Here is a 22,615-nt window from a genome sequence, read left to right as displayed (position 1 = left end):
AAAGGGTGAATGATGAAAAGTAATCCCTACGATATTCTCGGTATATCTCAAGCTGCATCAAAAGCTGAAATTACCAAAGCTGTAGCCTTAGCAATAAAGCGCAAACAATATCCTATAGATGTGATTGCTAAAGCGCAAAAAAGCTTAATGAAGTCAGAAGAAAGAATAATTGCAGACTATTTGCGTCCAATATTGCCAACTATTAAGCGCTTCAAGTATAGTAATTTAGAGGCGTTGACACAAACAGCACCCTCACTGACTTTATTATCAGAATTTGATAATTTAGATCATGCGATCGCTCAAGCCACCCAACAAGAAAACCTAGAACGAGAACCTTTACCAATTCCTTTATCAGAACTATTCACAGAAGGCATCACAGCCTGTAGAGAAGGACGCTATCCCAAAGCGATCAAATACCTAGAAGACTACTGCCAACGCTGTAAAGAACACAATAGTCAAAACTATCTGCAAGCGCAAATATGGTTGATTAAAGCCTATCAAATGGGTGGACAATTACAAAGAGCGAAGGCCATTTCGCAAATGTTGAGTAATCATACTCATCCTCAAGTAAATACTTGGGCTAACAAAATCTTAGCTATGTTATCTAAAAAAACATAACCGTGTCTGAATTACCTCCAATTTATCCTCTAAGTCAAGAGTTACGCGATTTACTCATCCAAAAACTTGGTATTCTCGAAAAAGAAAATGTTGTCTTGCAACAATCTCTAAGAGAACAAAAAACTCAAACCGCAGCCCAAACTGAAGATTTATTTTTAGAACTGTTAGAAGTTGCTGATGCACTAGAAGCATTATTAGACTATCTGGAAAATAACCCTAACCCCAGTCCAGAATTTATAGAACGCTTACCCCGTTCCATAGCCGCAGTTAATCGTAAATTTATCAGCGTACTAGGAAAACGCCAACTTTTACCTATAGAATTGACAACTACAGAACCAGATTTTAACTTGTGTCGAGTCATAGATCGAGAAGAAAGAACTGATGTTCCCGACCAAACAATTACTAAAATTGTCCGTCGCGGATTTCGTTGGGGTGATAAAATTCTCCGTCCTACAGAAGTAATTACCGCTAAAGTAGAATCAAATTTAGATGATAATATAAATGAAATTATAAATGAAACTATAAATTAATATAGCGTTTATCGGTTGAGTGAGATACAATCACCCCACCCCCAACCCCCTCCCCGCTGTTTCGTGGAGGTGGCTATAATGTACCTCATGTGATTAAGAAACGCTATATTCAGATTATTTATTTGTAAAGGTTCGCACAGAACCAAAAGTACTAATAAATATACATTTAGAGTCACAATAGTCAAGGTAGTTCCAAATTTAAACTTGCTGAAAAATACTATGAATCCTGACAAAAGTAATATTAAAGAAACTTCCACATCCTCAAAAACATGGCATGGTTGGCAAGAAAATCTGACTTTAATTGCGATCGCTTTATGTTTAGCACTGGTGATTAGAACATTTATCGCCGAACCTCGGTTAATCCCATCAGCATCAATGTACCCCACCTTACACACAGGCGATCGCTTAGTAGTAGAAAAAGTATCCTATCATTTTCACCTTCCCAAAACTGGCGATATAGTCGTTTTTTCCTCACCACCAGAATTGCAACGTCGGGGATATGAAAAAAATCAAGCCTTTATCAAACGGGTAATTGGTATGCCCGGAGAGGTAATTAGTGTTAATAAGGGTAAAGTTTACCTCAATGGTCAACCCTTACCAGAAGACTACATCGCCGAACCCCCAAATCAACCATTCCCAGCCGTAACAGTCCCAGAAAATGAATTTTTTGTGATGGGAGACAACCGCAACGATAGCAATGACTCTCGCTACTGGGGCTTTTTACCACGAAAAAACCTCATTGGTCGCGCTACCTTTCGCTTCTGGCCTTTAGACCGTCTTGGGGTAATTTAATCATTAATCATTAGTCATTAGTCATTGGTCATTGGTCATTAGTTAATCTCTCCCTGCCTCCTCTGCTTTCTTTCTGTCACCTGTCACCCTTCGGGTTCACCAGTCGCTCATGGGGGAAACCCCCAAGACCGCGCTGGTTCACCTGTCACCTGTCACCCTTCGGGTTCACCAGTCGCTCATGGGGGAAACCCCCAAGACCGCGCTGGTTCACCTGTCACCTGTCACCCTTCGGGTTCACCAGTCGCTCATGGGGGAAACCCCCAAGACCGCGCTGGTTCACCTGTCACCTGTCACCCTTCGGGTTCACCAGTCGCTCATGGGGGAAACCCCCAAGACCGCGCTGGTTCACCTGTCACCTGTCACCTTCTTCCTAAAACCGCAGATAATACATTAACTGAGCGATCGCTTCACCAGATAATTCTAGGCGTTGCTGAAAATCAACCAGATTACGATAAAGCCCAGCAGTGACACGGTTCTGCAATACTGCTTGGGCTAGGGGCAAATCTATAAAAGGAATTTTCGCTAAACTCTCTAATGTTGCTGTATTCGGGTTCAGCAAGTAAGTAGGTTTATCTAGAGATTCGTCATCATAGTAACTAAAATTAAGTAGAGGTTTCAGTGGTTCTAGCCGCTGTACAGGCACACTCAAAGCCGCAGCAATATCCTCAATACAATAAAATTTAACACCAGAGCGGGAAAGTTCCACAAGCGATCGCCCTTGATGAATAGACAAACCAGGTAAACGCAGCCAATCATCAACAGTTGCTTGATTAGCATCAATACGCATACCCAGTTGTGCCGCCATCTGAATTTCTTCCCCAGATTGGAGACGATAGTAAGGATCGTTCACCAGCTTGGCGCGGAGTTTTTGCAATTTCAGATTTAAAGGTAGCCAGTTGTTCATCGTTTGTGCTTGCTTCAAGAAATCTGGTCTAGCAGATGGCGGCGCTTTTGCTCAAATTCATACTCCGAAATTAAACCATCTTGGCGCAGAGCATCCAACTCACGTACCGCACTAGCTACTGATTCTACTTGATTACTGACCTGAAGAGAAACCTTAGCTGCTGACTTACCGAAATTAAAATTTCGGTCAAAAGCCTCTTCATCTTGGGCTAAATACCAAACTCCCTCTATAGCACTAGCCACTTTAGGGATTGGTGTCCAAGACAACAAAACATATACAATTCCCCATAGTGGTTGTCCTAAGTAAAATTTATGTAATCCTGAAATTGTCATTGTGCCAGAAAAGGCTAAAATAGCAGCAATGCTTCGGCTTTTCCGTTTGTTTAAAATCATATCCATCAGTCTCCAAATACCACAACTCCTAAGACAAAACAGTCAACCTAGCAAATTCACTTAGATTAATTCAGCATAGTGAACTATGAAACAAAAAATGCATATCTAAATCTATTTTATGGATTTAGTCAATAGTTATCGGTTACTTCTGACAAGTTAAGTAAATTCAAACAACTAAGCTATGTACAATTCCTGTTTAATTGTTGAAAAAACCGACCAACATCTTAATTTTCTAACCATCTACTTAACTCTTAACTCTTAACAGAAAACAAGGAAAATCCGGGTACTGAGTTGTTTAAGCCCAGCCAGAACACAGACCATTTTGACTCTAGCTTGGGTGGCCTTAGCCATACACTCCCGTCAGGGATACAAAAAAATCACATATAACTGCTATATATATCATTACAAACCCTGGGCATTAATTCCCCTAATTCAACATTTCTGAGTCTGCACTTAGCTTTGCTGCCACCTTAAAGCTTTTATATGCAAATTTTACTAAAATGTCACAGAACTCCCTGCCACCAGAAGTACTTGAACTACTCATTGACCCATATGCTGTATTGGGAGTTTCTGTGAATGCGGATGATCATCAAGTTTTTAAACGTTATCATGCCTTAGCAAAGCAACTACATCCTGATAACTATATCAATACTAATAATCGAGATGCTGAATTAGGCAGAGTCATATTGACTCGTTTAGTTAACCCAGCTTACCAGGAATTGAAACAGACAAAAAAACGGCTCAACATAGTAGAAATGTTGCGCTTAAAAGCTCTAGACTTAGACCAACAGGAAGTTTTAGTTCTTCAAACTGGACTCAATCTCGACATCATGTCCCTGTCTCTTAATGAGGCTGAGTTTTTCTATGAAAAAGCCATCACTTCTTATGCCTCTGCCCAATATAAGTCACTCTCGCAATCACATCAAGTTACTAAACAAATCAGTAAACTGAATTTAGTTTATTTATCCTTACACAAAAATAATGCTTCAAACACAGAACAGTGGACAACTTCATCGAAGTCCATCATCCCCCGACCAGAAATCAAACCAGTCGATCTGAAATTACCTCAAGAAAAAAATCTTACCCCCAATCCGATCAACTATGCTCGACGTAACTATGAGCGGGCTGTTCAGTATGGAGAACAAGGAAAATGGGATCTAGCAGTACAAGAACTGCGCGATGCTATCAAGCTAGAACCAAATAACAGCGATTATTATGCATTACTGGGGGTAGTACATTTCCAACAGAAATTCCTAGGAATGGCTAAGGTTTACATACGTCAAGCATTAAAACTCAATCCCACTCAACCCCTAGCTTTGAAATACGCTGCTCAACTGAACATTCAATCTACTGAAAACGCTAATCCTAAATCAGTTGCCAAAGCTGTGGGTATCGCCGCCTTATTAAATCGATTTTTATCTAAAAAAGATTCTTAAGCCCGCAGAAGACACGGGGACGCGGAGAAACGGGGACGCGGGGACGGTTAGGGACTTCCAAATTAAAAAATATCCCAATCCCTCTCAGCAGTTCTATGGAATTTTGTAAAAGTGGCCTGCTGTCAGCACTATAGCCGTGGACAGGGTGGTTAGGACATCAATTGATAATGAAACTCCCACTACAAGAGGGTTTTACTCCTGACTCCTGACTCCTGACTCCTGCTATATTTTGAATTTTGAATTGATTTGTCCCCTGGACTAAAATAGAAATAGAGGCAAAATTTGAAGTTACTGAGTAATAACACTCGGTTGAATAGAAGCAAAATGGGATTCTTTGATTCTGAAATAGTTCAGCAAGAAGCCAAACAGCTGTTTGAAGATTATCAAGCGCTGATTCAACTTGGCAACAACTACGGCAAATTTGACCGCGAGGGCAAAAAGCTGTTTATTGAGCAAATGGAAGCAATGATGGATAGATATCGCGTCTTTATGAAGCGGTTCGAGCTATCAGAAGATTTCATGGCGCAAATGACCATGCAGCAGCTTAAAACTCAGATGGGTCAGTTTGGTGTCACTCCGCAACAAATGTTTGAGCAAATGAATGTCACCCTACAAAGGATGAAAACAGAGCTAGAAAAACAATTATGACTGGAGACTGGGGAGATGGGGAGATGGGGAGACGCGGGGACAGGGAGACGCGGGGACGCGGGGACGCTCAAGATGGGGAGATGGGGAGATGAGGAGAAATAATTACCTACTGCTCCCTGCTCCCTGCCCCCTGCCCCGCTCCCTGCCTCCATTAACACTAATTTGATTTAGGGCGAGTAAACTGGGAGGGTGACTTGAACTTTTCTACAGGTACATCCTTGAGAGCTTTCACCATAAAATCACGCCAGATGGGAGCAACCATACCACCACCTGTTGCACCACTGGACAATTGACGGTTATCGTCCCTCCCTACCCAGACAGCAGTTGTGAGTTGTGGTACTGTACCCACAAACCAAATATCTTTTTCAGAGGAAGTTGTTCCCGTCTTACCTGCGGCTGGCCTATCTAGAGCAGCACCTTTACCTGTACCACTTGTGACTACAGATTGCATGACATCAATAATCGCTGCCGATGCCCAAGGATCAAGGACTCGCTGCGGTTTGGGTGTGTTGTCGAGTAACACATTCCCACTGCTATCTGTGACTCGCACAATTACTGTTGGTGGCGACTGCCAGCCATAATTGGCAAAGGTAGCATAGGCACTAGCCATTTCTAGAGGTGTCATCCCAATTGCACCTAAAGGCAAAGAAGTTACAGGTTCCATTGGACTCATAATGCCCAAAGTGCGACAGATTTCAATTACTTTATTCATGCCCACCGCTTTACCAAGCTTAATCACGGGGATATTGCGAGACTGAGCCAGAGCAGTGCGAATTGACATAGAGCCGCTAAAGCCGCCATCATAGTTTCTCGGAAAGTACCAACCATTACCATCTCGGTAGCTGACTGGGGAATCTACCACTGTGCTATCTGGCCCATATTTGCCAGTGGCAAAGGCTGCATAATAAACAAAGGGTTTAAAAGAAGATCCTGGCTGGCGTAGAGCTTGGGTGGCGCGATTGAATTCACTGGCTTTAGGATCTACTCCACCGACTAGAGCTTTGACAAAATGTGTCCGGGGATCAACTGCTACTAGGGCGAGTTGGTTTTTGTATAACCCTTGTCCAAGTAAAGTTTTATGCCACTTGTTGACCGTTGCCTCTGCCATTTCTTGAAATTTGGCATCAACTGTGGTTTGCACCCGCATTCCACCTTTTAGCAGCGCTTCCCGCCCAAACTTTTTCGCCAATTCTTGGGCTACGGTATTGGTGATATAAGGTGAAGCACTGCCTTGAAATGACCTAATTCTACCAAGTTTGATTTCTTGCTTGAGAGCGTCGTCGTATTCCTTTTGGGTAATCCAAGTCAATTCTAGCATCCGCCCCAGAACTTCCTTTTGTTTCTGTTTTGCCAGCTTCATATTGGCAAATGGGCTGTATTCTTCTGGGGCTGGGATTAAACCCGCCATCATTGCTGACTCAGCCAAAGTTAAACTTGCTGATGACTTGTTAAAGTAACTACGTGCCGCTGTTTGTACACCGTAGTTGTTATGACCCCAATAAACTTGATTGAGGTACATTTCTAAAATTTGGTCTTTGGTGAGAATTTGCTCTAGCCTAATTGCTAAAACTGCCTCTGCTAACTTGCGGGTAAAAGCACGCTTTTGAGACAAAAACAGGTTTTTCACCAACTGCATGGTGATGGTAGAACCACCCTCTTTCACACCCCCTGCTATCAAGTTGACTACCACAGCCCGCCCAACACCACTAGGGTTAATACCGTGGTGAGTGTAGAAGGTAGCATCTTCACTGGCTAATACTGCCCGTTTGAGATTGGGGGAAATTTTATCTAGGGGTACAACTTCTCGGTTTGCTTCCCCGTGAACACTTGTTAAGAGCTTACCTTTAATGTCATATATGAATGTAGTTTCTGAAGGAGAAAAGTTACGTAGTTGTCTCACATCTGGCAAATTGCGGAAACTAATGGCTAGTCCAACTAGTCCTCCGGCTACAATAGAGCTTGCCAGCAAGGTGATAGATAACAGAGTACCGCCAGTTACCTGACCTACTCCTTTGAAAAACTCAAAACCAGATGAAGCCTTCTCTGGTGGCTGTTTGTCTTCAAAAGTCCTAGACGACACGGCGATCTCACTTCCTCACTTGTAAATATAAATGTAATTCATTCAATGAAATCAGACGGTTAATTTTTTGCAATTATAGTAGTTTGGCAGCGCAGTAAACGGATAATTTGCCAGTGAACATAACTAACCTAATTTCTAAAGTGCAAAATGTAGTTAATAGTGAATCCCTTAGTATGGCTCAAGATTTCTCTTGGCTGCATCGTGGTGTGGCAGAAATTTTTCCGGAACCTCATGATCATAGTGAAACTGAAAGTCTAGAACAGCGTTTAGCAAATGCAAATCGTCCTTTAAGAGTCAAGCTGGGTATTGATCCTACGGGTGCGGATATTCATCTTGGTCATAGTATACCAGTACGCAAACTACGGGCTTTTCAAGATGCTGGTCATACAGCTGTTCTGATTATTGGTGATTTTACCGCACGTATTGGTGATCCTACTGGCAAATCTGATGTGCGTCGTCAACTGACAGAAGCTGATGTAGCACAAAATGCCCAAACTTATCTTGACCAAGTGCGTCCTATTTTAGATTTTGACACACCTGGTCGGTTGGAGGTGCGTTATAACTCGGAATGGCTTTCCCGTCTAGATTTGGGGAAAACTTTGGAGTTACTTTCCACCATGACTGTTGGACAAATGTTAGCCAAAGAAGGTTTTGCAGAACGTTATAAAAAGGAGAATCCGATTTTCCTCCATGAGTTCCTGTATCCACTAATGCAGGGTTTTGATTCTGTGGCTGTTGAGGCTGACGTGGAGTTGGGCGGAACTGACCAAAAATTTAACATCGCTGTGGGGCGAGATTTACAACGCCATTTCGGGATAAAGCCTCAGTTTGGGCTACTTCTGCCAATTTTGATTGGTACTGATGGTGTACAAAAGATGTCTAAGTCTTTAGGTAATTATGTTGCTTTGGGAGAACATCCTTCCCAAAAATATCAGAAGTTGCAAGGTGTGCCAGATAATTTACTGTCACAGTATTTTGAATTGCTGACAGATTTACCTTTGGATAGTCTGCCAGAAAACCCGCGCGATCGCCAAGAATTTCTCGCTTGGGAAATTGTCCGTCAGTATCACGGCGAACAAGCGGCTAATGAGGCGAAAGAGGCAGCGAAAAGCGGTGGTAAGGAAGGTGCATTACCAATCTTTTTCCTAGATACCATACCTCAATTTCCCGCTAAATTAGCCTATATTCTCGGTGCTTGTGGTTTGTGTAAGAGTACAGGAGAAGGGAAACGCAAAATTCAAGAAGGTGGAGTGCGCTTAGATGGTACTAAAATTACTGATGTTGATACCTCTTACCAACAACATAGCGAATTAGACGGTAGAGTTTTACAAGTTGGTAAAAATAAGTTTATCAAACTTGTTTCTTCTAAGGAAAGCTTAAAAGAAGCGATGCCTATTATATAGTCAAATGTTGTTGAAAAAAGCTATTAGGCTGCGTTACGGCGCAGAATACTAGACTATTCTCTTTTTCTCGTTCCCATACTCTGTATGGCAATGAATTCTATAAGTCTCTGACTATGGCTTACGCTGGGCTATCAAAGATAACAGAGGCAGAGCCTCAATGATGGCATTCCCAGTCAGAGACTGGGAACGAGGTATAGGTGACTGGAGACAGCAAAGAGTTTTCCCCTGACTAATGACCAATGACTAATGACTAATGACTAATGACTACTGAAAAAATTATCGTTCCTTTAGATGTACCAGATTTAGAAAGTGCGATCGCTCTTGTTGATAAACTTCCTCAAGTCACTTTCTGGAAAGTTGGTTTGGAGTTGTTTACCGGCACTGGTCCGACTATTCTGGAAATTCTCAAATCTCGCCAAAAGCGGATTTTTCTAGATTTGAAATTTCACGATATCCCCAACACTGTCGCCGGTGCTTGTCGGGCTGCGGCTAGTTATGGAGTGGATTTATTGACAATTCACGCTACTAATGGTGAAGATGCCCTCAAGGCTGCGGTGGAAGCTGTGCAAATTGGGGCGGAAAAAGCGGGGACTAAACCACCAAAGTTAATCGCTATTACTTTGTTAACTAGCATTTCTACAAGACAGTTGGCGTTTGATTTGAAAATTCCTTTAGAATTGCCGGAATTTGCTTTACAAATGGCGCTTTTAGCTCAAGAATCTGGTTTAGATGGGGCGGTTTGTTCTCCCCAAGAAGTAGGACAATTACGAGAAAGTTGTGGAAATGATTTTTTACTAGTTTGTCCAGGAGTACGTCCAACTTGGGCAGAAAAGGGAGATCAAAAGCGATCGCTCACACCTTCTCAAGCTATACTTGCAGGTGCAGATTATCTAGTTATTGGTCGTCCTATCACTGCTGCGGCTGAACCTGAATTAGCTTGGAATCAGATTGTTGAAGAAGTTAACACAGTCTCATGAAAGCAAGAATCAGCTGGCTTGTAACTTCTAGCTGCTGGCTTTTAATCTCTAATAGCCTTCATTACCCTGCATTTTCCAAAACTCTCACCCCCCAGGATAGCAGGCAGGGGGAAAATGAAAAAATCGGTTTTTTCTGTTCTGAGCAAAGTTTAGAAACAATAACTACTCAGTTGTTGCGTGATTTACCGAGTTACGCCAACCGTACCACCCAACGCGCCCGTCGTCTGGGAAGAAGTGTAGACATTTTCCCTTATATATTGGCAGCAGGTAAACCGGAGTTTCAATCTCTACCTTTAAATCCCGGTATTGATGCCGTCAAATACGAATCGGAGGGAGTTGAGCAGATTTTTTTTACTACCTTGGAACGACAGTATATAAATAAAAAAGCGATAGAATTGCAACAATTTCACAGACTGTTTTTAACCAAAACTAAAAATGGTTGGAATTTGGTCATGATGTTGACTCAAACTGCTGCTTATCCAGCCAAATCAACTATTGCACCAGCAAGAGATAGTAGTAACGGTGCGATCGCTCAAGGTGTTAAACTTTGGTTACGCGATTGTCAAGCCGGAACTGTGCGAATGCGATAGTTGGAAATAAGTTTCATCAGCCGTGATTTCGGATTTCATCAAACTTCCCCCGCACTGCCTGTATATCCTGCCACATCAACCATTTAGGAGAACCCTTGTCTTTAGAAGGATTACGCAACAAGTAGGAAGGATGGAAAATCGGCATACATAAACGCCCTGACCACTCTAGCCATTGACCGCGAATTTTCGTAATTTGTCGCTTATCGCCTGTTACAGCTTTGACAGCAGTTGCACCTGTTAATAAAATAATTTTCGGATTAACTAGACGAATTTGTTCTAATAAATAAGGCTTACAAGCCGCCATTTCATCGGGTGTGGGAACTCGATTTTCTGGTGGACGGCATTTGACAATATTACAAATATATACGTCGTTATCTGGATTTAATTCTACAGATGCCAAAATTTTATCTAGTAATTGCCCTGATTTACCCACAAATGGTAAACCGGTTTCGTCTTCTTGTTGCCCCGGTGCTTCCCCAATAATCATGATTGTAGCTTGCAAGTTACCACGTCCCACTACAGCATGAGTGCGAGTTTTCCCCAATTCACAACGTTGGCAGATACGACAATGCTGTGCCAAATCGTCTATCTTGGCATAAGTATCGGTAGGAATGGGAATTTTAGAATCTGTGGGAATTAGATCTTTTTGGTTAAAGCTTGATTCGTTAAAAAGGCTAAGTTGAGTATCGTTGCTCATGAAAATTGGGATTTTGACTGGGCAATTTTTCTAAAGTAGGTGCTTATTTAAATATTATTGTATATGAGTATTAGGGTTTTTATTTATTTTCTGTTGTGTTTTTGAGTGTATATTAAATTGATGTATAACCAGTATTCGGAAATTAAACTATTGGCTAAGTGAAATCTAGGCTTAGTTTTGGGACAATAGCAAGTTAACCCGGAATACTGACTTCTTAGGGTGGCAAAGAATGAACAAATTAACCTTTTATATCGTTTTGTTACATAGTTTGTTTTTAGGAATGGGAACTGCTGGTGCTAAGTCACTACCAATCAATCGACTTAAACTGGGAACTGAAGCAGGGGTAAAGGTGGCTGAGAACACATTACCAACATCAAAAATATGGGTAATTAATCAAAATAAACAAGTACAAAAACAACCTTTTATGTGGGTAGTGCAAGATCTACATAAAGCCAGACAGCAACCATTTTTACAAATTGCTAAAACTCCTAATCAGCCCACAAAAAAGCCTACTCCTACCACTAAACCCGCGAAACCGGACGAATTAGAGCAATTTAATCAAGTAGTCAAAGATGCTGAAAAACTAGAAGGGATGTTTACTCTTTATCGCCAAAAAGAGAAAAATAAAATATATTTAGAGATTAAACCAGAGCAACTACAGAAAAACTTCTTAGCTACAGCCACCTTAGAATCGGGGATTGGTGAAAGAGGTATTTACAGTGGTATGCCATTGCAAGATTTTTTATTTTATTTCCAACGAGTAGATAATAACTTACAATTTGTAGTTCGTAATGTTAATTTTCGTACCCGTGAAGGAGACCCCCAAGCGCGATCGCTGGCCCGGTCTTTTAGTGACTCTATTCTCTATACTATCCCAATTAAAAGTATTAATCCAGAACGCAAAACCGTTCTCATTGATTTAGGTGAATTGCTGCTGACAGATTTAGCTGGATTATCTGCGGGTTTAGAATTGGCTGCTAGTCCTGACCAAAACTATTTTGGCAATGCTAAAGTTTTTCCAGGAAATGTAGAAATTGAATCGGTTTTCAATTTTTCTAGCAGTGGTAAAAGTAGCAATAATCAAAACCAAAATTTTAATGTGCTACCTGATAATCGGGGCTTTACTCTGCGAGTTCATTACAGCCTTTCCGAACTACCTAAAAATAATTATCAACCCCGGTTAGCAGACGATAGAGTGGGTTATTTCCTCACCGCTTATCAAGATTTATCCACAGATGATCGTAATGATCCTTTTGTGCGTTACATTAATCGCTGGAATTTAGAAAAACAAGATCCCAAAGCAGAAATTTCTCCACCCAAAAAACCGATAGTTTTCTGGATTGATAATGCTGTACCTTTGGAGTACCGGAGTGCAATTAAAGAAGGTGTCTTGATGTGGAATCAAGCCTTTTTAAAAGCGGGATTTAAAGATGCAATCGAAGTCCGACAAATGCCAGATAATGCCACATGGGATGCAGCGGACGTTCGTTACAATACAATCCGCTGGATTAATACTGTAGATGGATATTTTGCGATGGGGCCATCTCGTAGTAATCCTTTAACTGGAGAAATTTTAGATGCAGATATTCTCGTAGATGCTAGTTTTGTCAGGGTATTAAAAAAGGATTATCGTCAAATTGTTTTACCTAACCAAACACAAACTCGTACTTCCTTATCAGCATTGATTCAAAATCGTCTGCTTTGTAACAAAGGTGATAAAACTGCTAAAGGATTATTAGGTAATTTATCCAAACTAGCAGGAGAGTATGATTTATGCTACGGAATAGAATCTGCTAACCAATTTGCTTATGGTTCGCTGGCGATGTCACTATTGCCAAATATTACTCCGACCAAAGAGCAGGTGCAAGATTATATTCATCAATATTTACGTTTAATTATTGCTCATGAAGTTGGTCATACTTTAGGTTTACGGCACAATTTTCGTGGTAGTACCCTCTTAGCACCAGAGGAGATGAATAATGTAGAAATTAGCCGTAGCAAAGGCTTGACATCATCGGTAATGGATTATATTCCCCCCAATATTGCCCCCCAAGGTACGCAGCAGGGAGATTATTTTCCCAGTATGGTGGGAACTTATGATGACTGGGCAATTCAGTATGGCTACAGTCCCTCTGACGCGAAAACTCCTATTGCGGAAAAACCATTTTTAGATAAAATTGCTGAACAATCAGTAAAACCAGAGTTGAGTTATTCTCCTGATGAGGATACATCTGATATTGATCCGACTTCGGGGGCTTGGGATAATAGCGGCAATGTGCTGGTTTATTCTCAATGGCAGTTGGATAATTCCCGTCTGATGTGGCAACGTTTAAATCAGGGTTATCCAATAGCGGGAGAAAGTTATAGTGATTTAAGCGATCGCTTTGAAACTGTATTAGGTAATTATTTACAGCAGTTATTCTATACTAGTAAATACATTGGTGGACAGTCTTTTTATCGAGTTCATCCCAATCAAGGAAAGGGCAAATTGCCTTTTGTAGCAGTTCCAGTAGAACAACAAAGGCAGGCATTAGGAACATTACAAAAATATGTGTTTGCTGAAGATGCGCTGAATTTTTCTCCAGAATTGCTGAATAAATTAGCACCTTCTCGATGGCGACATTGGGGTAGTAATCCGAAAACGGGACGTTTAGATTATCCAATTCATAATTTGGTGTTGTTTGTTCAGAGTGCTGTGTTGGGGGATTTACTTTCAGGCGATCGCCTTTCTCGTCTCAAGGATATTGAATTGAAAAGTAAAGCTGGGCAATCATTGACTTTACCTGAGTTATTCGATACTTTGCAAAATGGAATTTGGACGGAAGTTTTACAACCCAAAGGTAAATTAAAAATTTCTAGTTTGCGGCGAGGTTTACAACGGGAATACCTGAATCTGTTGATGGCTATGGTGTTGCGGAAAGAAGGTGTACCAGAAGATGCTCGGACTTTAGCTTGGTATAAACTCCAACAATTGAATAGCAAACTCAGAAGAGTTAATTCTGAAGATGAATATACCAAAGCTTTTCTATTAGAAACGCGCGATCGCATTGAGAAAACCTTAAACGCACCATTACAAGGGAATTAGAATAATTCGTAATTCGTAATTAGGGCTTTTTCAACTCAAATAGGATTGCTATGGGAACACCAAAAAATAAATTACCCAAAAATCGTAGGGTGAGTTAGGACGGTAGTCCGTAACCCACCATAAATTTAGGGGATAATGGTGGGTTACGCTGCGCTAACCCACCCTACAGATTGGGGATTTTTTTATTTGGAAGTCCCTATATTGTAGAGACTTTTCAGGAAACATCTCTACATTTTCCGACCCTTAATTACTCAAAGCTTTGATAAACCGTTGCAAACTCTTAAACACACTGGGTTTTTTTGCAGGTGTTCCATCTGTGGAGTTTATCGGTTGTCCCTTCATGAGAATCATATCTAACTCATCACCTGCCGGTCTTTTTGGTAGTTCGGCGATTTTTTGATATTCGCCTTCAATTTCTAACCATACTTCCCACTGTCCAGGATAGCTACGCAAAACGGCGCTTTCTTCATCAACAGGGCGAAGGTAATAGCAAGATTCAATGGTGCTGATGAAACGGCGACGGGTTTCCCTAGCAGCGTAACCAATACCGACGACACCCGAATCTTCGAGACGAGGGTTTAACATGATGAAAGGGCGTGTACCAATTACTTCACATAGCTTTTCTATTTGCGGTACTTCTACGGAAGTTGGGGCGATAAAGAGGAAAATTTCATCTTCTGGCTGAATTTTGGTTTGTAAAGAAGCAGCCCTACCTGTACCAATATCTTCAATTTTAAATGGTACATCTTGCCAATCTCGACGGGCTAAAGCAGCTGCACCCGCATCAGCAAAAAAGACTTTCAGACGGGATTCATATTCAGCCAACACAGGCAGAAATTGTGCTGCAACTGGCATAAATTTGAGTTCGGGAAACAGAAAATCAACTTGAATGCGAGTCATGCCATCAGCTAAAGCAGATTTTACAGCTTCACGGGATTGGGCGATCGCATCTTCTAAAGTTTTGGGTAGTTCTGGCATAATTTAGATATTCGATAAAGTCTCTTGATCAATATTAGACATCTGGTGGTAAATATTGTAGAGACGTTCCATGGAACGTCTCTACAATGGTTTTAGGTCACGCATATTTAAAGAAAGGTCGATGTCTATTAGATTTAATATTTTACTAAAGATAAATCCGGCATCAATCTCTGCAAAACTTGTTTCAACACCATCGCTGTCCAATCAATATCAGCTGCTGTAGTCTGTTTTCCCAATGTCAACCGAATTCCTGACAAAGCCGCTTTTTCAGAATAACCCATTGCTAATAAAATCGGACTAGGGCTTAATTTACCACTATGACAAGCAGCACCGGCACTAATACCAATTCCCGCCAAGTTTAGCTGACGTACCAATGTTTTCCCGCTGATTTTTTCCCCGTCGGCGTATTTTAAATAAAAACTGAGATGATGAGGAAGACGGTGAATTAAATCACCCGTAGGAACTAAACCGGGAACATCTGCTAAAAGAGAAAATAAGCGATCGCGCAATCCGATCAATCTTAACCTTTCCCCCACCAATTCTTGCGCTGCTAATTCCGCAGCTACCCCAAAACTCGCAATAGCAGGTGTTGCTTGTGTACCCGAACGCATTCCTCTTTCTTGTCCACCTCCCCCCACCAAAGGCATTAAATCCACACCGGGACGCACATACAACGCCCCAGCACCCAAAGCACCATATAGTTTATGACTAGATAGACTTAGTAAATCTACAGGTAAAGTCTGCACATCTATAGGTAAACGTCCAGCAACTTGGACTGCATCTGTGTGAAATAAAGCACCATGTATTTTAGCAATTTTACCCAATTCTGCAATCGGTTGTACTGTCCCGACTTCACTTTGTCCGTAAATCACGGAGACTAAAACCGTGTTATGACGCAAAGCTGCTTTTAAATCTAGGGGATTGACTCTACCTTGATGATCAACACCCAACCGGGTTACATCCCAACCCCAACTTTCTAACATTCTTGTCGGTTCAGCGATCGCAGAATGTTCCACACTAGAAATAATCATATGTTGGGGGACACTGTAACATCGCGCTATCCCCATAATGGCTAAATTATCTGCTTCCGTTCCCCCAGAAGTAAAGATAATTGATTCAGGAATGGCGTTAATTAATCCTGCAACTTGCATTCTCGCCTGTTCCAGAACCAAGGCTGAACGGTTGCCCCATTCATGTAAACTGGAAGGATTACCCCATTCTTGGGAGAGAACTGCTTGCATGATGGCGATCGCTTCTGGACGAGTAGGAGTAGTTGCACTGTAATCTAAATATATTTGCATAAAATCAATAATTGAGTTATACCATGTTCGCCTATTTATTTATACTCAAAACGGTTAAGAATTTTACTTTCTCTTGACTAAAAAACTAGGTTCTAAGCCTCTCCCCGTGGACGGGGAGAGGTTTGGAGAGGGGTCAAGTTTTAAGCCGTTTGCAGTATATCAAAGAATAATTTTCCCATCTCCGTATTACTGAGTTAGTCCTCAATGCGGATCTATTCCATTTTGACGCAGTGGGTTTTCTATATAATTCGACATACACCTTTTGGGGAATAATAAAAACGTTAACCCTTAATTCACTTTTATCAGATTACCGTGTCTATTTTCCCTCATCAAAGATATTTATCTTATATTTTTTTATTAATCTTCACTCTTTTTGGTTGTCAAAAAGTCCAGTCTTCAAATCAGCGTTTAGCGCCATTACCCCAAGATCCATTAATTCAAGTTTACTTTAATCATTCCCAATCTTCAGAATATCAGGAAGCTTACCGTCAACAAACCCGCTTAGGAGATGACTTAGAAACACAGATTGTTGATGTTATTTCCCAAGCCACATCTACTGTAGACGTAGCAATACAAGAATTGCGTTTACCCAAAATTGCTCAAGCCCTAGCTGCTAAACATAAATCTGGGGTAAAAGTGAGAATAATTTTAGAGAATAACTATTCTCGTCCTTTGAGTAATTTCACACCAGCAGAAATCCAGAAATTAGCAAAAAGACAACAAGACCGACATCAAGAATTTCGTAAATTTGTTGATATCAACCAAGACAATCAAATCACACCTGAAGAAATTAGTCAACGAGATGCTTTAGCCATTATCCAAAATGCCAAAATACCCTGGATAGATGATACCGCCGATGGTTCCAAAGGTAGCAGTTTAATGCACCATAAATTTGTAATCGTAGATAATCGCTTTGTGATTATTACTTCTGCTAATTTTACCTTAAGCGATACTTTCGGTGATTTTACAAATCCCAGCAGTTTAGGAAACGCCAACAACTTATTAAGAATAGATAGTCCCGAATTAGCGACTTTATTTACAGAAGAGTTTAACATCATGTGGGGTGATGGAGCAGGAGGAAAACCAGATAGTATATTTGGTGTGAAAAAGCCGCTGCGTTTACCCAAACAAATCACTTTAGCTAATAATAAAATTACCGTACATTTTTCACCGACTTCAGCAACTCAGATTTGGAGTAATACTAGCAATGGGTTAATTGGTAAAACCTTGGATACAGCCACTCAATCTATAGATATGGCATTATTTGTATTTTCAGATCAACAATTAGCCAATATTTTAGAAAATCGTCATCATCAAAATGTACAAATTCGGGCTTTAATTGAACCACAATTTGCCTATCGTTTCTATAGTGAAGCTTTAGATATGATGGGAATTGCTGTCAGTGATAACTGTAAATATGAAATTGATAACCGTCTTTGGAAAAATCCTATTTCTACAGTTGGAGTTCCCACATTAGCCAAAGGAGATGTTTTACATCATAAATTTGCTGTCGTTGATAACCAAACCGTAATTACAGGTTCACATAATTGGTCAGAAGCAGCTAATCATGGTAATGATGAAACTTTACTAGTCATTGAAAATCCTACAGTAGCGGCTCATTATCAACGTGAATTTAATCGACTTTATACAAATATCAAACCAGGTTTACCGCCAAGAATTCAAGCTAAAATTGATGCAGAAGTCAAAAAATGTCCCCAAATTAAAACTCCTACATCTTTGGAAAAGTTAGAAACTACAACAATCAATCTCAACACAGCAACCCAGGAAGAATTAGAAACTCTCCCAGGTGTAGGTAAGAAATTAGCCGAAAGGATAATTATTGCTCGTCAACAGCAAAAATTTACATCCTTACAAGATGTAGAAAAAGTCCCAGGAATTAGTGTGAAAACCTTAGAAAAATGGCAAGAACGTGTAACTTGGTAATGTGAATAATCTGTATTTTTTACATCAGATGCCAATAAAAATATTGTCAAATGGGCATTTTCCCTTGGCAATTAATTTTTGTAGGTTGGGTTGACGGAAGGAAACCCAACATTTACGGACTTTTATGGGGTTGCGACTGCCTACGCCAACCTACAAAAATTATTAGACGGTTTATAATTTATGTAGACCGTTTTTTCTATAGAAATCTTGAATATGCTAATTATTCAAAACGAAATTAAACTTCGTCCTATGCAAGATAATCTTTATGATTATGAGTTAATGGAAAAATGGCGGACAGATGAGCAAGTATTAAAATATTATGGAGGACGAGATGATCCTCATTACCTAGAAAAAGTTATTGCCACCTATCAACCGAGAACTCAGGGAGAAGAACCTGTAATTCCCTGTATCTTCTCCTATAAAAATCAGGATATTGGTTATTTACAATATTATTGCCTCAATCAAATACCAGAAGAAATTAGACAAATGTATTGTTTAGAAAATACAGATAATGTCTATGGAATTGACTTATTTATCGGCGAAACTCAATATTGGAATCTAGGAATTGGTACACAAGTGCTTTCATCAGCCGTAGAGTTCATTTTTACAGAACTACAAGCTGTTAGAATAGTAATTGATCCAAGTGTAAAAAATCCCCGCGCTATCCGCTGCTATGAAAAATCAGGGTTTGTGAAAATTAAGCTGTTACCCTCCTATGAACTGCACGAGGGAAAACATCAGGATTGCTGGCTAATGGCAATAGACCGCAATAAATCATTACACTAAAATAAATGCCTGGCTGGGATTTAGCTTTCTTATAAAAAACCATGACTCAACCAACTACAAGAATTTGTATCCTAGGTGGAGGCTTTGGTGGCCTCTACACCGCCCTCCGTTTAAGCCAATTACCTTGGGAATCTAGTTCCAAACCTGAAATTATATTAGTAGATCAGAGCGATCGCTTTATCTTCTCTCCCCTACTCTACGAACTCCTCACCGACGAACTCCAAACCTGGGAAATTGCTCCTCCCTACCAAGAACTATTACAAGGTACAGGAGTGCGTTTTCATCAAGCAGTTGTCTCAGGAATTGACATAGACAAGCAACGGGTACAGTTACAAGATAGTCCAGGAATTTCCTACGACCGGCTAGTATTAGCTTTAGGTGGCGAAACACCCCTAGATTTAGTACCAGGCGCGACAGAATACGCCTATCCCTTCCGTAGCATCACTGACGTTTATCGTTTAGAAGAAAGATTGCGAATTTTAGAAGAATCAAATACTGAAAAAATTCGCGTCGCCATCGTTGGTGCTGGTTACAGTGGCGTAGAATTAGCCTGTAAACTCGCAGATAGAATTGGCGAAAAAGGACGCTTCCGCCTCATTGAAATCAGCGATCAAATTTTACGAACTTCCCCAGAGTTTAACCGCCAAGCCGCCAAAAAAGCCCTAGAAACCAAAGGCGTGTTTATTGACTTAGAAACCAAAGTAGTATCAATTGCAGAAGATACCATCTCCCTAGAGTATAAAGATCAAATAGACGAAATTCCCGTAGATTTGGTAATTTGGACAGTAGGAACAAGAATCGCCCCGGTGATCAAAACCCTACCCCTCAAGCAAAACCCGCGCGGCCAAATCACCACAACACCTCAACTGCAAGTACTTGAACATCCAGAAATTTTTGCATTAGGAGACTTAGCAGATTGTCTTGACGCAGAAGGAAAGCAAGTACCCGCCACAGCCCAAGTCGCCTTTCAACAAGCTGATTATACAGCATGGAACATCTGGGCTTCTTTAACCAATCGTCCCCTACTTCCCTTCCGCTATCAACAATTAGGCGAAATCATGGCCTTGGGAATAGACAACGCCACCCTCACAGGTTTAGGTATCAAACTAGATGGTTCTTTAGCATACCTCGCCCGTCGTCTAGCTTATTTGTATAGGCTTCCAACTTTAGATCATCAACTCAAAGTAGGCTTTAACTGGCTACTGCGTCCGATTATCGAAACCCTTTCTCGGTAAATCGCTTTCGATCTTCTGTTGAGGCTGGGTGTGGGGTGTAGGAAAAGAAAAGAATTGGTAAATACATTCAACCGTAGGGTGGGCAATGCCCACCTAAATCATTGACCGGTTGGTATTTCCCACCCTAGGAGACTTAAAATTTTATGGCTACGCCACGCAAGCTATCATATCCTGTCCGGTTGAATACTTATCATTTAGACTGACGCGGAGAGAGGGAGACGCGGGGACGCGGAGATTTTTTTTGATAAGTGATTAGACGGAAATGATATCAGATATCGTTGATAATTCCTATATCAGTCCTAATTGAACCCTATTGATTTATAAGTAATTAGCATTAGGTATTATTATTATTTATTATGAAAAAACCGAAAGTTATTTTTGTAGATGCTGTAGGTACACTCTTTGGTATCAAAGGCAGCGTAGGCATAGTTTATAGTCAAATCGCTCAAGAATTTGGCGTTGTGGTTTCCCCCGAAATCCTGAATATAGAATTTTTTAAAAGCTTTAAAGCTGCACCACCACCAGTATTTCTTGATGCAGATATTAAAGATATTGCTCAACGGGAATTTGATTGGTGGCGAATCATAGCCCTCAATACCTTTGCAGGTGCAGGCGTTCTCAAAGAATTTTCTGACTTTTCCGCTTTCTTTAGTGAACTCTATATCCACTTTGGCACTGCTGAACCTTGGTTTGTTTATCCAGATGTTCCCCTAGCTTTGGTGAACTGGCGACGGTTAGGAGTAGAATTGGGTGTATTGTCTAATTTCGATTCTCGGCTGTACTCAGTTTTACAAAGCTTGGGACTCAGAGATTATTTTAAATCCATCACCATTTCTACTCAAGTGCGTGCAGCTAAACCAGATCCGCAAATTTTTAAACTAGCCCTGCAAACCCATAACTGTTCCCCAGACGAAGCATGGCATATTGGTGACAGTATTACAGATGATTATTACGGTGCTAAAGCTGCTGGAATCAGGGGGATTTGGATTAACCGCGAGCAAAATTATTAAATTAGGGAACTCCAAACAATAAATTATCCAATTTTACCGAATCAAAACGACTTTTCCTCTCCCTGCACCCTGCACCCTGCCCTAAAAGCGATTGGGTATTTTTTTATTTGCAAGTCCCTTATTCTTGATCCCCTCAACTTTTTTACCCAGAAGAAGATTAGGGGAGAGAATTGCCAAAAAACCGCCAATGACGCAATTCTCACTAGTAAACTGCTGCGAAACTCCATCTAAAATCTAAAAAATAGCCGAAGAGCAAATAAAACAAGCTTTTTTAAGTTTTTATTTTTATTTTTAATTTAGCCCTGCGGTACTAGCATCTACCAATAAAGATATATTTAAAAATCTATCCCGTACAAATTCACTGTTTGTTTTTGAATCTATGAAGTCTTATTTAGCCGCCGCTATTCAAATGACCAGTGTGCCTGATCTACAGAAAAACTTGACACAGGCAGAAGAATTGATTGATCTGGCTGTGCGTCAGGGTGCGGAATTGGTGGGTTTACCAGAAAATTTCTCCTTCATGGGAGAAGAAAAAGACAAATTCACACAAGGGGAAGCGATCGCATTTGAATCAGCAAAATTTCTGAAAACGATGGCACAACGCTACCAAATTACCATCCTTGGCGGCGGCTTTCCCGTCCCTGTAGACGGCACAAGTAAAGTCTACAACACGGCTTTACTAATCAATCCCAACGGTGAAGAACTCGCCCGTTACCACAAAGCACATTTATTTGATGTCAATGTCCCTGACGGCAACACTTACCAAGAATCTAGTACAGTTATGGCTGGTAAAGCCTTGCCCCCAGTCTATTTCTCCGACGAATTGGGTAATTTAGGACTTTCTATTTGCTATGATGTCCGCTTCCCGGAACTATATCGACATCTAGCAGACAAGGGAGCCGATGTTGTCTTTATTCCTGCGGCTTTCACTGCTTTTACAGGTAAAGACCATTGGCAAGTATTACTACAAGCTAGAGCGATTGAAAATACTTGTTATGTCATTGCACCAGCCCAAACTGGTACTAACTACGCCCGTCGTCAAACCCACGGACACGCCATGATTATCGACCCTTGGGGTGTAATTTTAGCAGATGCAGGAGATAAACCAGGAGTAGCGATCGCAGAAATCAAACCCACTAGATTAGAACAAGTGCGTCGGCAAATGCCATCTTTACAGCATCGCGTGTTTTAGAAACTCAGATCCCTGAC

At 40.8% G+C, this 22,615-nt stretch carries 21 protein-coding genes; 15 read left to right on the top strand and 6 right to left on the bottom strand.

What is annotated here, in order from left to right; translation table 11 throughout:
• The first annotated feature begins 12 nt into the window (after nt 1–12).
• The 4 genes from A9Y75_RS16695 (at nt 13) to A9Y75_RS29720 (ending at nt 2,334) form a co-directional block, all read left to right on the top strand.
• Complete coding sequence (locus A9Y75_RS16695; RefSeq protein WP_071190675.1) at nt 13–618, top strand: molecular chaperone DnaJ; 606 nt, start codon at nt 13–15, stop codon at nt 616–618.
• A 2-nt stretch (nt 619–620) separates the two neighbouring features.
• Nucleotides 621–1,148, top strand: a complete 528-nt coding sequence (grpE, locus tag A9Y75_RS16690; protein ID WP_071190673.1) for a nucleotide exchange factor GrpE — start codon at nt 621–623, stop codon at nt 1,146–1,148.
• Nucleotides 1,149–1,367: 219 nt separating this feature from the next.
• On the top strand, nt 1,368–1,940 hold the full coding sequence (lepB, locus tag A9Y75_RS16685) for a signal peptidase I (protein ID WP_071190672.1): 573 nt from the start codon (nt 1,368–1,370) through the stop codon (nt 1,938–1,940).
• 109 nt (nt 1,941–2,049) lie between these two features.
• Entirely contained in the window at nt 2,050–2,334 is a 285-nt protein-coding gene (locus A9Y75_RS29720; protein ID WP_177176220.1) for a hypothetical protein, read from the top strand.
• Here A9Y75_RS29720 and A9Y75_RS16680 read toward each other — a convergent pair.
• Both A9Y75_RS16680 and A9Y75_RS16675 read right to left on the bottom strand, forming a co-directional pair.
• Nucleotides 2,311–2,844: a ComEA family DNA-binding protein gene (locus tag A9Y75_RS16680; protein WP_071190671.1), complete on the bottom strand. Its 534-nt coding sequence runs from the start codon at nt 2,842–2,844 to the stop codon at nt 2,311–2,313. The genes A9Y75_RS29720 and A9Y75_RS16680 overlap by 24 nt on opposite strands.
• Nucleotides 2,845–2,858: 14 nt before the next feature.
• Complete coding sequence (locus tag A9Y75_RS16675; protein WP_071190942.1) at nt 2,859–3,233, bottom strand: NINE protein; 375 nt, start codon at nt 3,231–3,233, stop codon at nt 2,859–2,861.
• Between the two features lie 503 nt (nt 3,234–3,736).
• Here A9Y75_RS16675 and A9Y75_RS16670 point away from each other — a divergent pair.
• Nucleotides 3,737–4,672 (top strand): DnaJ domain-containing protein, encoded by a 936-nt coding sequence (locus tag A9Y75_RS16670; RefSeq protein WP_071190670.1) that lies wholly within the window; start codon nt 3,737–3,739, stop codon nt 4,670–4,672.
• A gap of 324 nt (nt 4,673–4,996) precedes the next feature.
• Nucleotides 4,997–5,320: a DUF1825 family protein gene (locus A9Y75_RS16665; protein WP_071190669.1), complete on the top strand. Its 324-nt coding sequence runs from the start codon at nt 4,997–4,999 to the stop codon at nt 5,318–5,320.
• A 157-nt stretch (nt 5,321–5,477) separates the two neighbouring features.
• Here the strand turns inward: A9Y75_RS16665 and A9Y75_RS16660 are convergent, their stop codons facing one another.
• Entirely contained in the window at nt 5,478–7,400 is a 1,923-nt protein-coding gene (locus tag A9Y75_RS16660; protein WP_071190668.1) for a transglycosylase domain-containing protein, read from the bottom strand.
• Nucleotides 7,401–7,573: 173 nt separating this feature from the next.
• On the opposite strand from A9Y75_RS16660, the gene tyrS reads away from it, so the two are divergent.
• From tyrS to A9Y75_RS16645, 3 genes are all read left to right on the top strand, one after another.
• On the top strand, nt 7,574–8,803 hold the full coding sequence (tyrS, locus tag A9Y75_RS16655) for a tyrosine--tRNA ligase (RefSeq protein ID WP_071190667.1): 1,230 nt from the start codon (nt 7,574–7,576) through the stop codon (nt 8,801–8,803).
• Between the two features lie 260 nt (nt 8,804–9,063).
• Complete coding sequence (pyrF, locus tag A9Y75_RS16650) at nt 9,064–9,780, top strand: orotidine-5'-phosphate decarboxylase (protein WP_071190666.1); 717 nt, start codon at nt 9,064–9,066, stop codon at nt 9,778–9,780.
• Complete coding sequence (locus tag A9Y75_RS16645; RefSeq protein ID WP_071190665.1) at nt 9,777–10,370, top strand: hypothetical protein; 594 nt, start codon at nt 9,777–9,779, stop codon at nt 10,368–10,370. Before pyrF ends, A9Y75_RS16645 begins: the two co-directional genes overlap by 4 nt.
• Nucleotides 10,371–10,386: 16 nt before the next feature.
• Here the strand turns inward: A9Y75_RS16645 and A9Y75_RS16640 are convergent, their stop codons facing one another.
• The gene (locus tag A9Y75_RS16640) at nt 10,387–11,067 is read right to left on the bottom strand and encodes a uracil-DNA glycosylase (RefSeq protein WP_071190664.1); all 681 of its coding nucleotides are present in this window, start codon (nt 11,065–11,067) and stop codon (nt 10,387–10,389) included.
• Nucleotides 11,068–11,296: 229 nt separating this feature from the next.
• Here A9Y75_RS16640 and A9Y75_RS16635 point away from each other — a divergent pair, with 229 nt between their 5' ends.
• Nucleotides 11,297–14,152 (top strand): zinc-dependent metalloprotease, encoded by a 2,856-nt coding sequence (locus A9Y75_RS16635; protein WP_071190663.1) that lies wholly within the window; start codon nt 11,297–11,299, stop codon nt 14,150–14,152.
• A gap of 243 nt (nt 14,153–14,395) precedes the next feature.
• On the opposite strand, the gene A9Y75_RS16630 is transcribed toward A9Y75_RS16635, so the two are convergent.
• Together A9Y75_RS16630 and A9Y75_RS16625 are read right to left on the bottom strand one after the other, a co-directional pair.
• On the bottom strand, nt 14,396–15,130 hold the full coding sequence (locus A9Y75_RS16630; protein WP_071190662.1) for a DUF1995 family protein: 735 nt from the start codon (nt 15,128–15,130) through the stop codon (nt 14,396–14,398).
• A 134-nt stretch (nt 15,131–15,264) separates the two neighbouring features.
• Nucleotides 15,265–16,431, bottom strand: coding sequence for a cysteine desulfurase family protein (locus A9Y75_RS16625; RefSeq protein ID WP_071190661.1), 1,167 nt, complete (start codon nt 16,429–16,431; stop codon nt 15,265–15,267).
• 312 nt (nt 16,432–16,743) lie between these two features.
• Between A9Y75_RS16625 and A9Y75_RS16620 the strand changes: the two genes are divergently transcribed.
• The 5 genes from A9Y75_RS16620 to A9Y75_RS16600 all read left to right on the top strand — a co-directional run bounded on the left by A9Y75_RS16620 (nt 16,744) and on the right by A9Y75_RS16600 (nt 22,598).
• Nucleotides 16,744–18,375: a DUF655 domain-containing protein gene (locus A9Y75_RS16620; protein WP_071190660.1), complete on the top strand. Its 1,632-nt coding sequence runs from the start codon at nt 16,744–16,746 to the stop codon at nt 18,373–18,375.
• A gap of 213 nt (nt 18,376–18,588) precedes the next feature.
• Nucleotides 18,589–19,161 (top strand): GNAT family N-acetyltransferase, encoded by a 573-nt coding sequence (locus A9Y75_RS16615; protein WP_071190659.1) that lies wholly within the window; start codon nt 18,589–18,591, stop codon nt 19,159–19,161.
• A gap of 41 nt (nt 19,162–19,202) precedes the next feature.
• The gene (locus tag A9Y75_RS16610; protein ID WP_071190658.1) at nt 19,203–20,396 is read left to right on the top strand and encodes an NAD(P)/FAD-dependent oxidoreductase; all 1,194 of its coding nucleotides are present in this window, start codon (nt 19,203–19,205) and stop codon (nt 20,394–20,396) included.
• Between the two features lie 356 nt (nt 20,397–20,752).
• Nucleotides 20,753–21,406, top strand: coding sequence for an HAD family hydrolase (locus tag A9Y75_RS16605; RefSeq protein WP_071190657.1), 654 nt, complete (start codon nt 20,753–20,755; stop codon nt 21,404–21,406).
• A 379-nt stretch (nt 21,407–21,785) separates the two neighbouring features.
• The gene (locus A9Y75_RS16600; protein WP_071190656.1) at nt 21,786–22,598 is read left to right on the top strand and encodes a carbon-nitrogen hydrolase family protein; all 813 of its coding nucleotides are present in this window, start codon (nt 21,786–21,788) and stop codon (nt 22,596–22,598) included.
• Nucleotides 22,599–22,615 lie beyond the last annotated feature (17 nt).

It is taken from the genome of Trichormus sp. NMC-1 (assembly GCF_001858025.1).
In the GTDB taxonomy this organism is placed as follows: domain Bacteria; phylum Cyanobacteriota; class Cyanobacteriia; order Cyanobacteriales; family Nostocaceae; genus Anabaena.
This window is presented reverse-complemented; position numbering and strand designations above follow the sequence as displayed.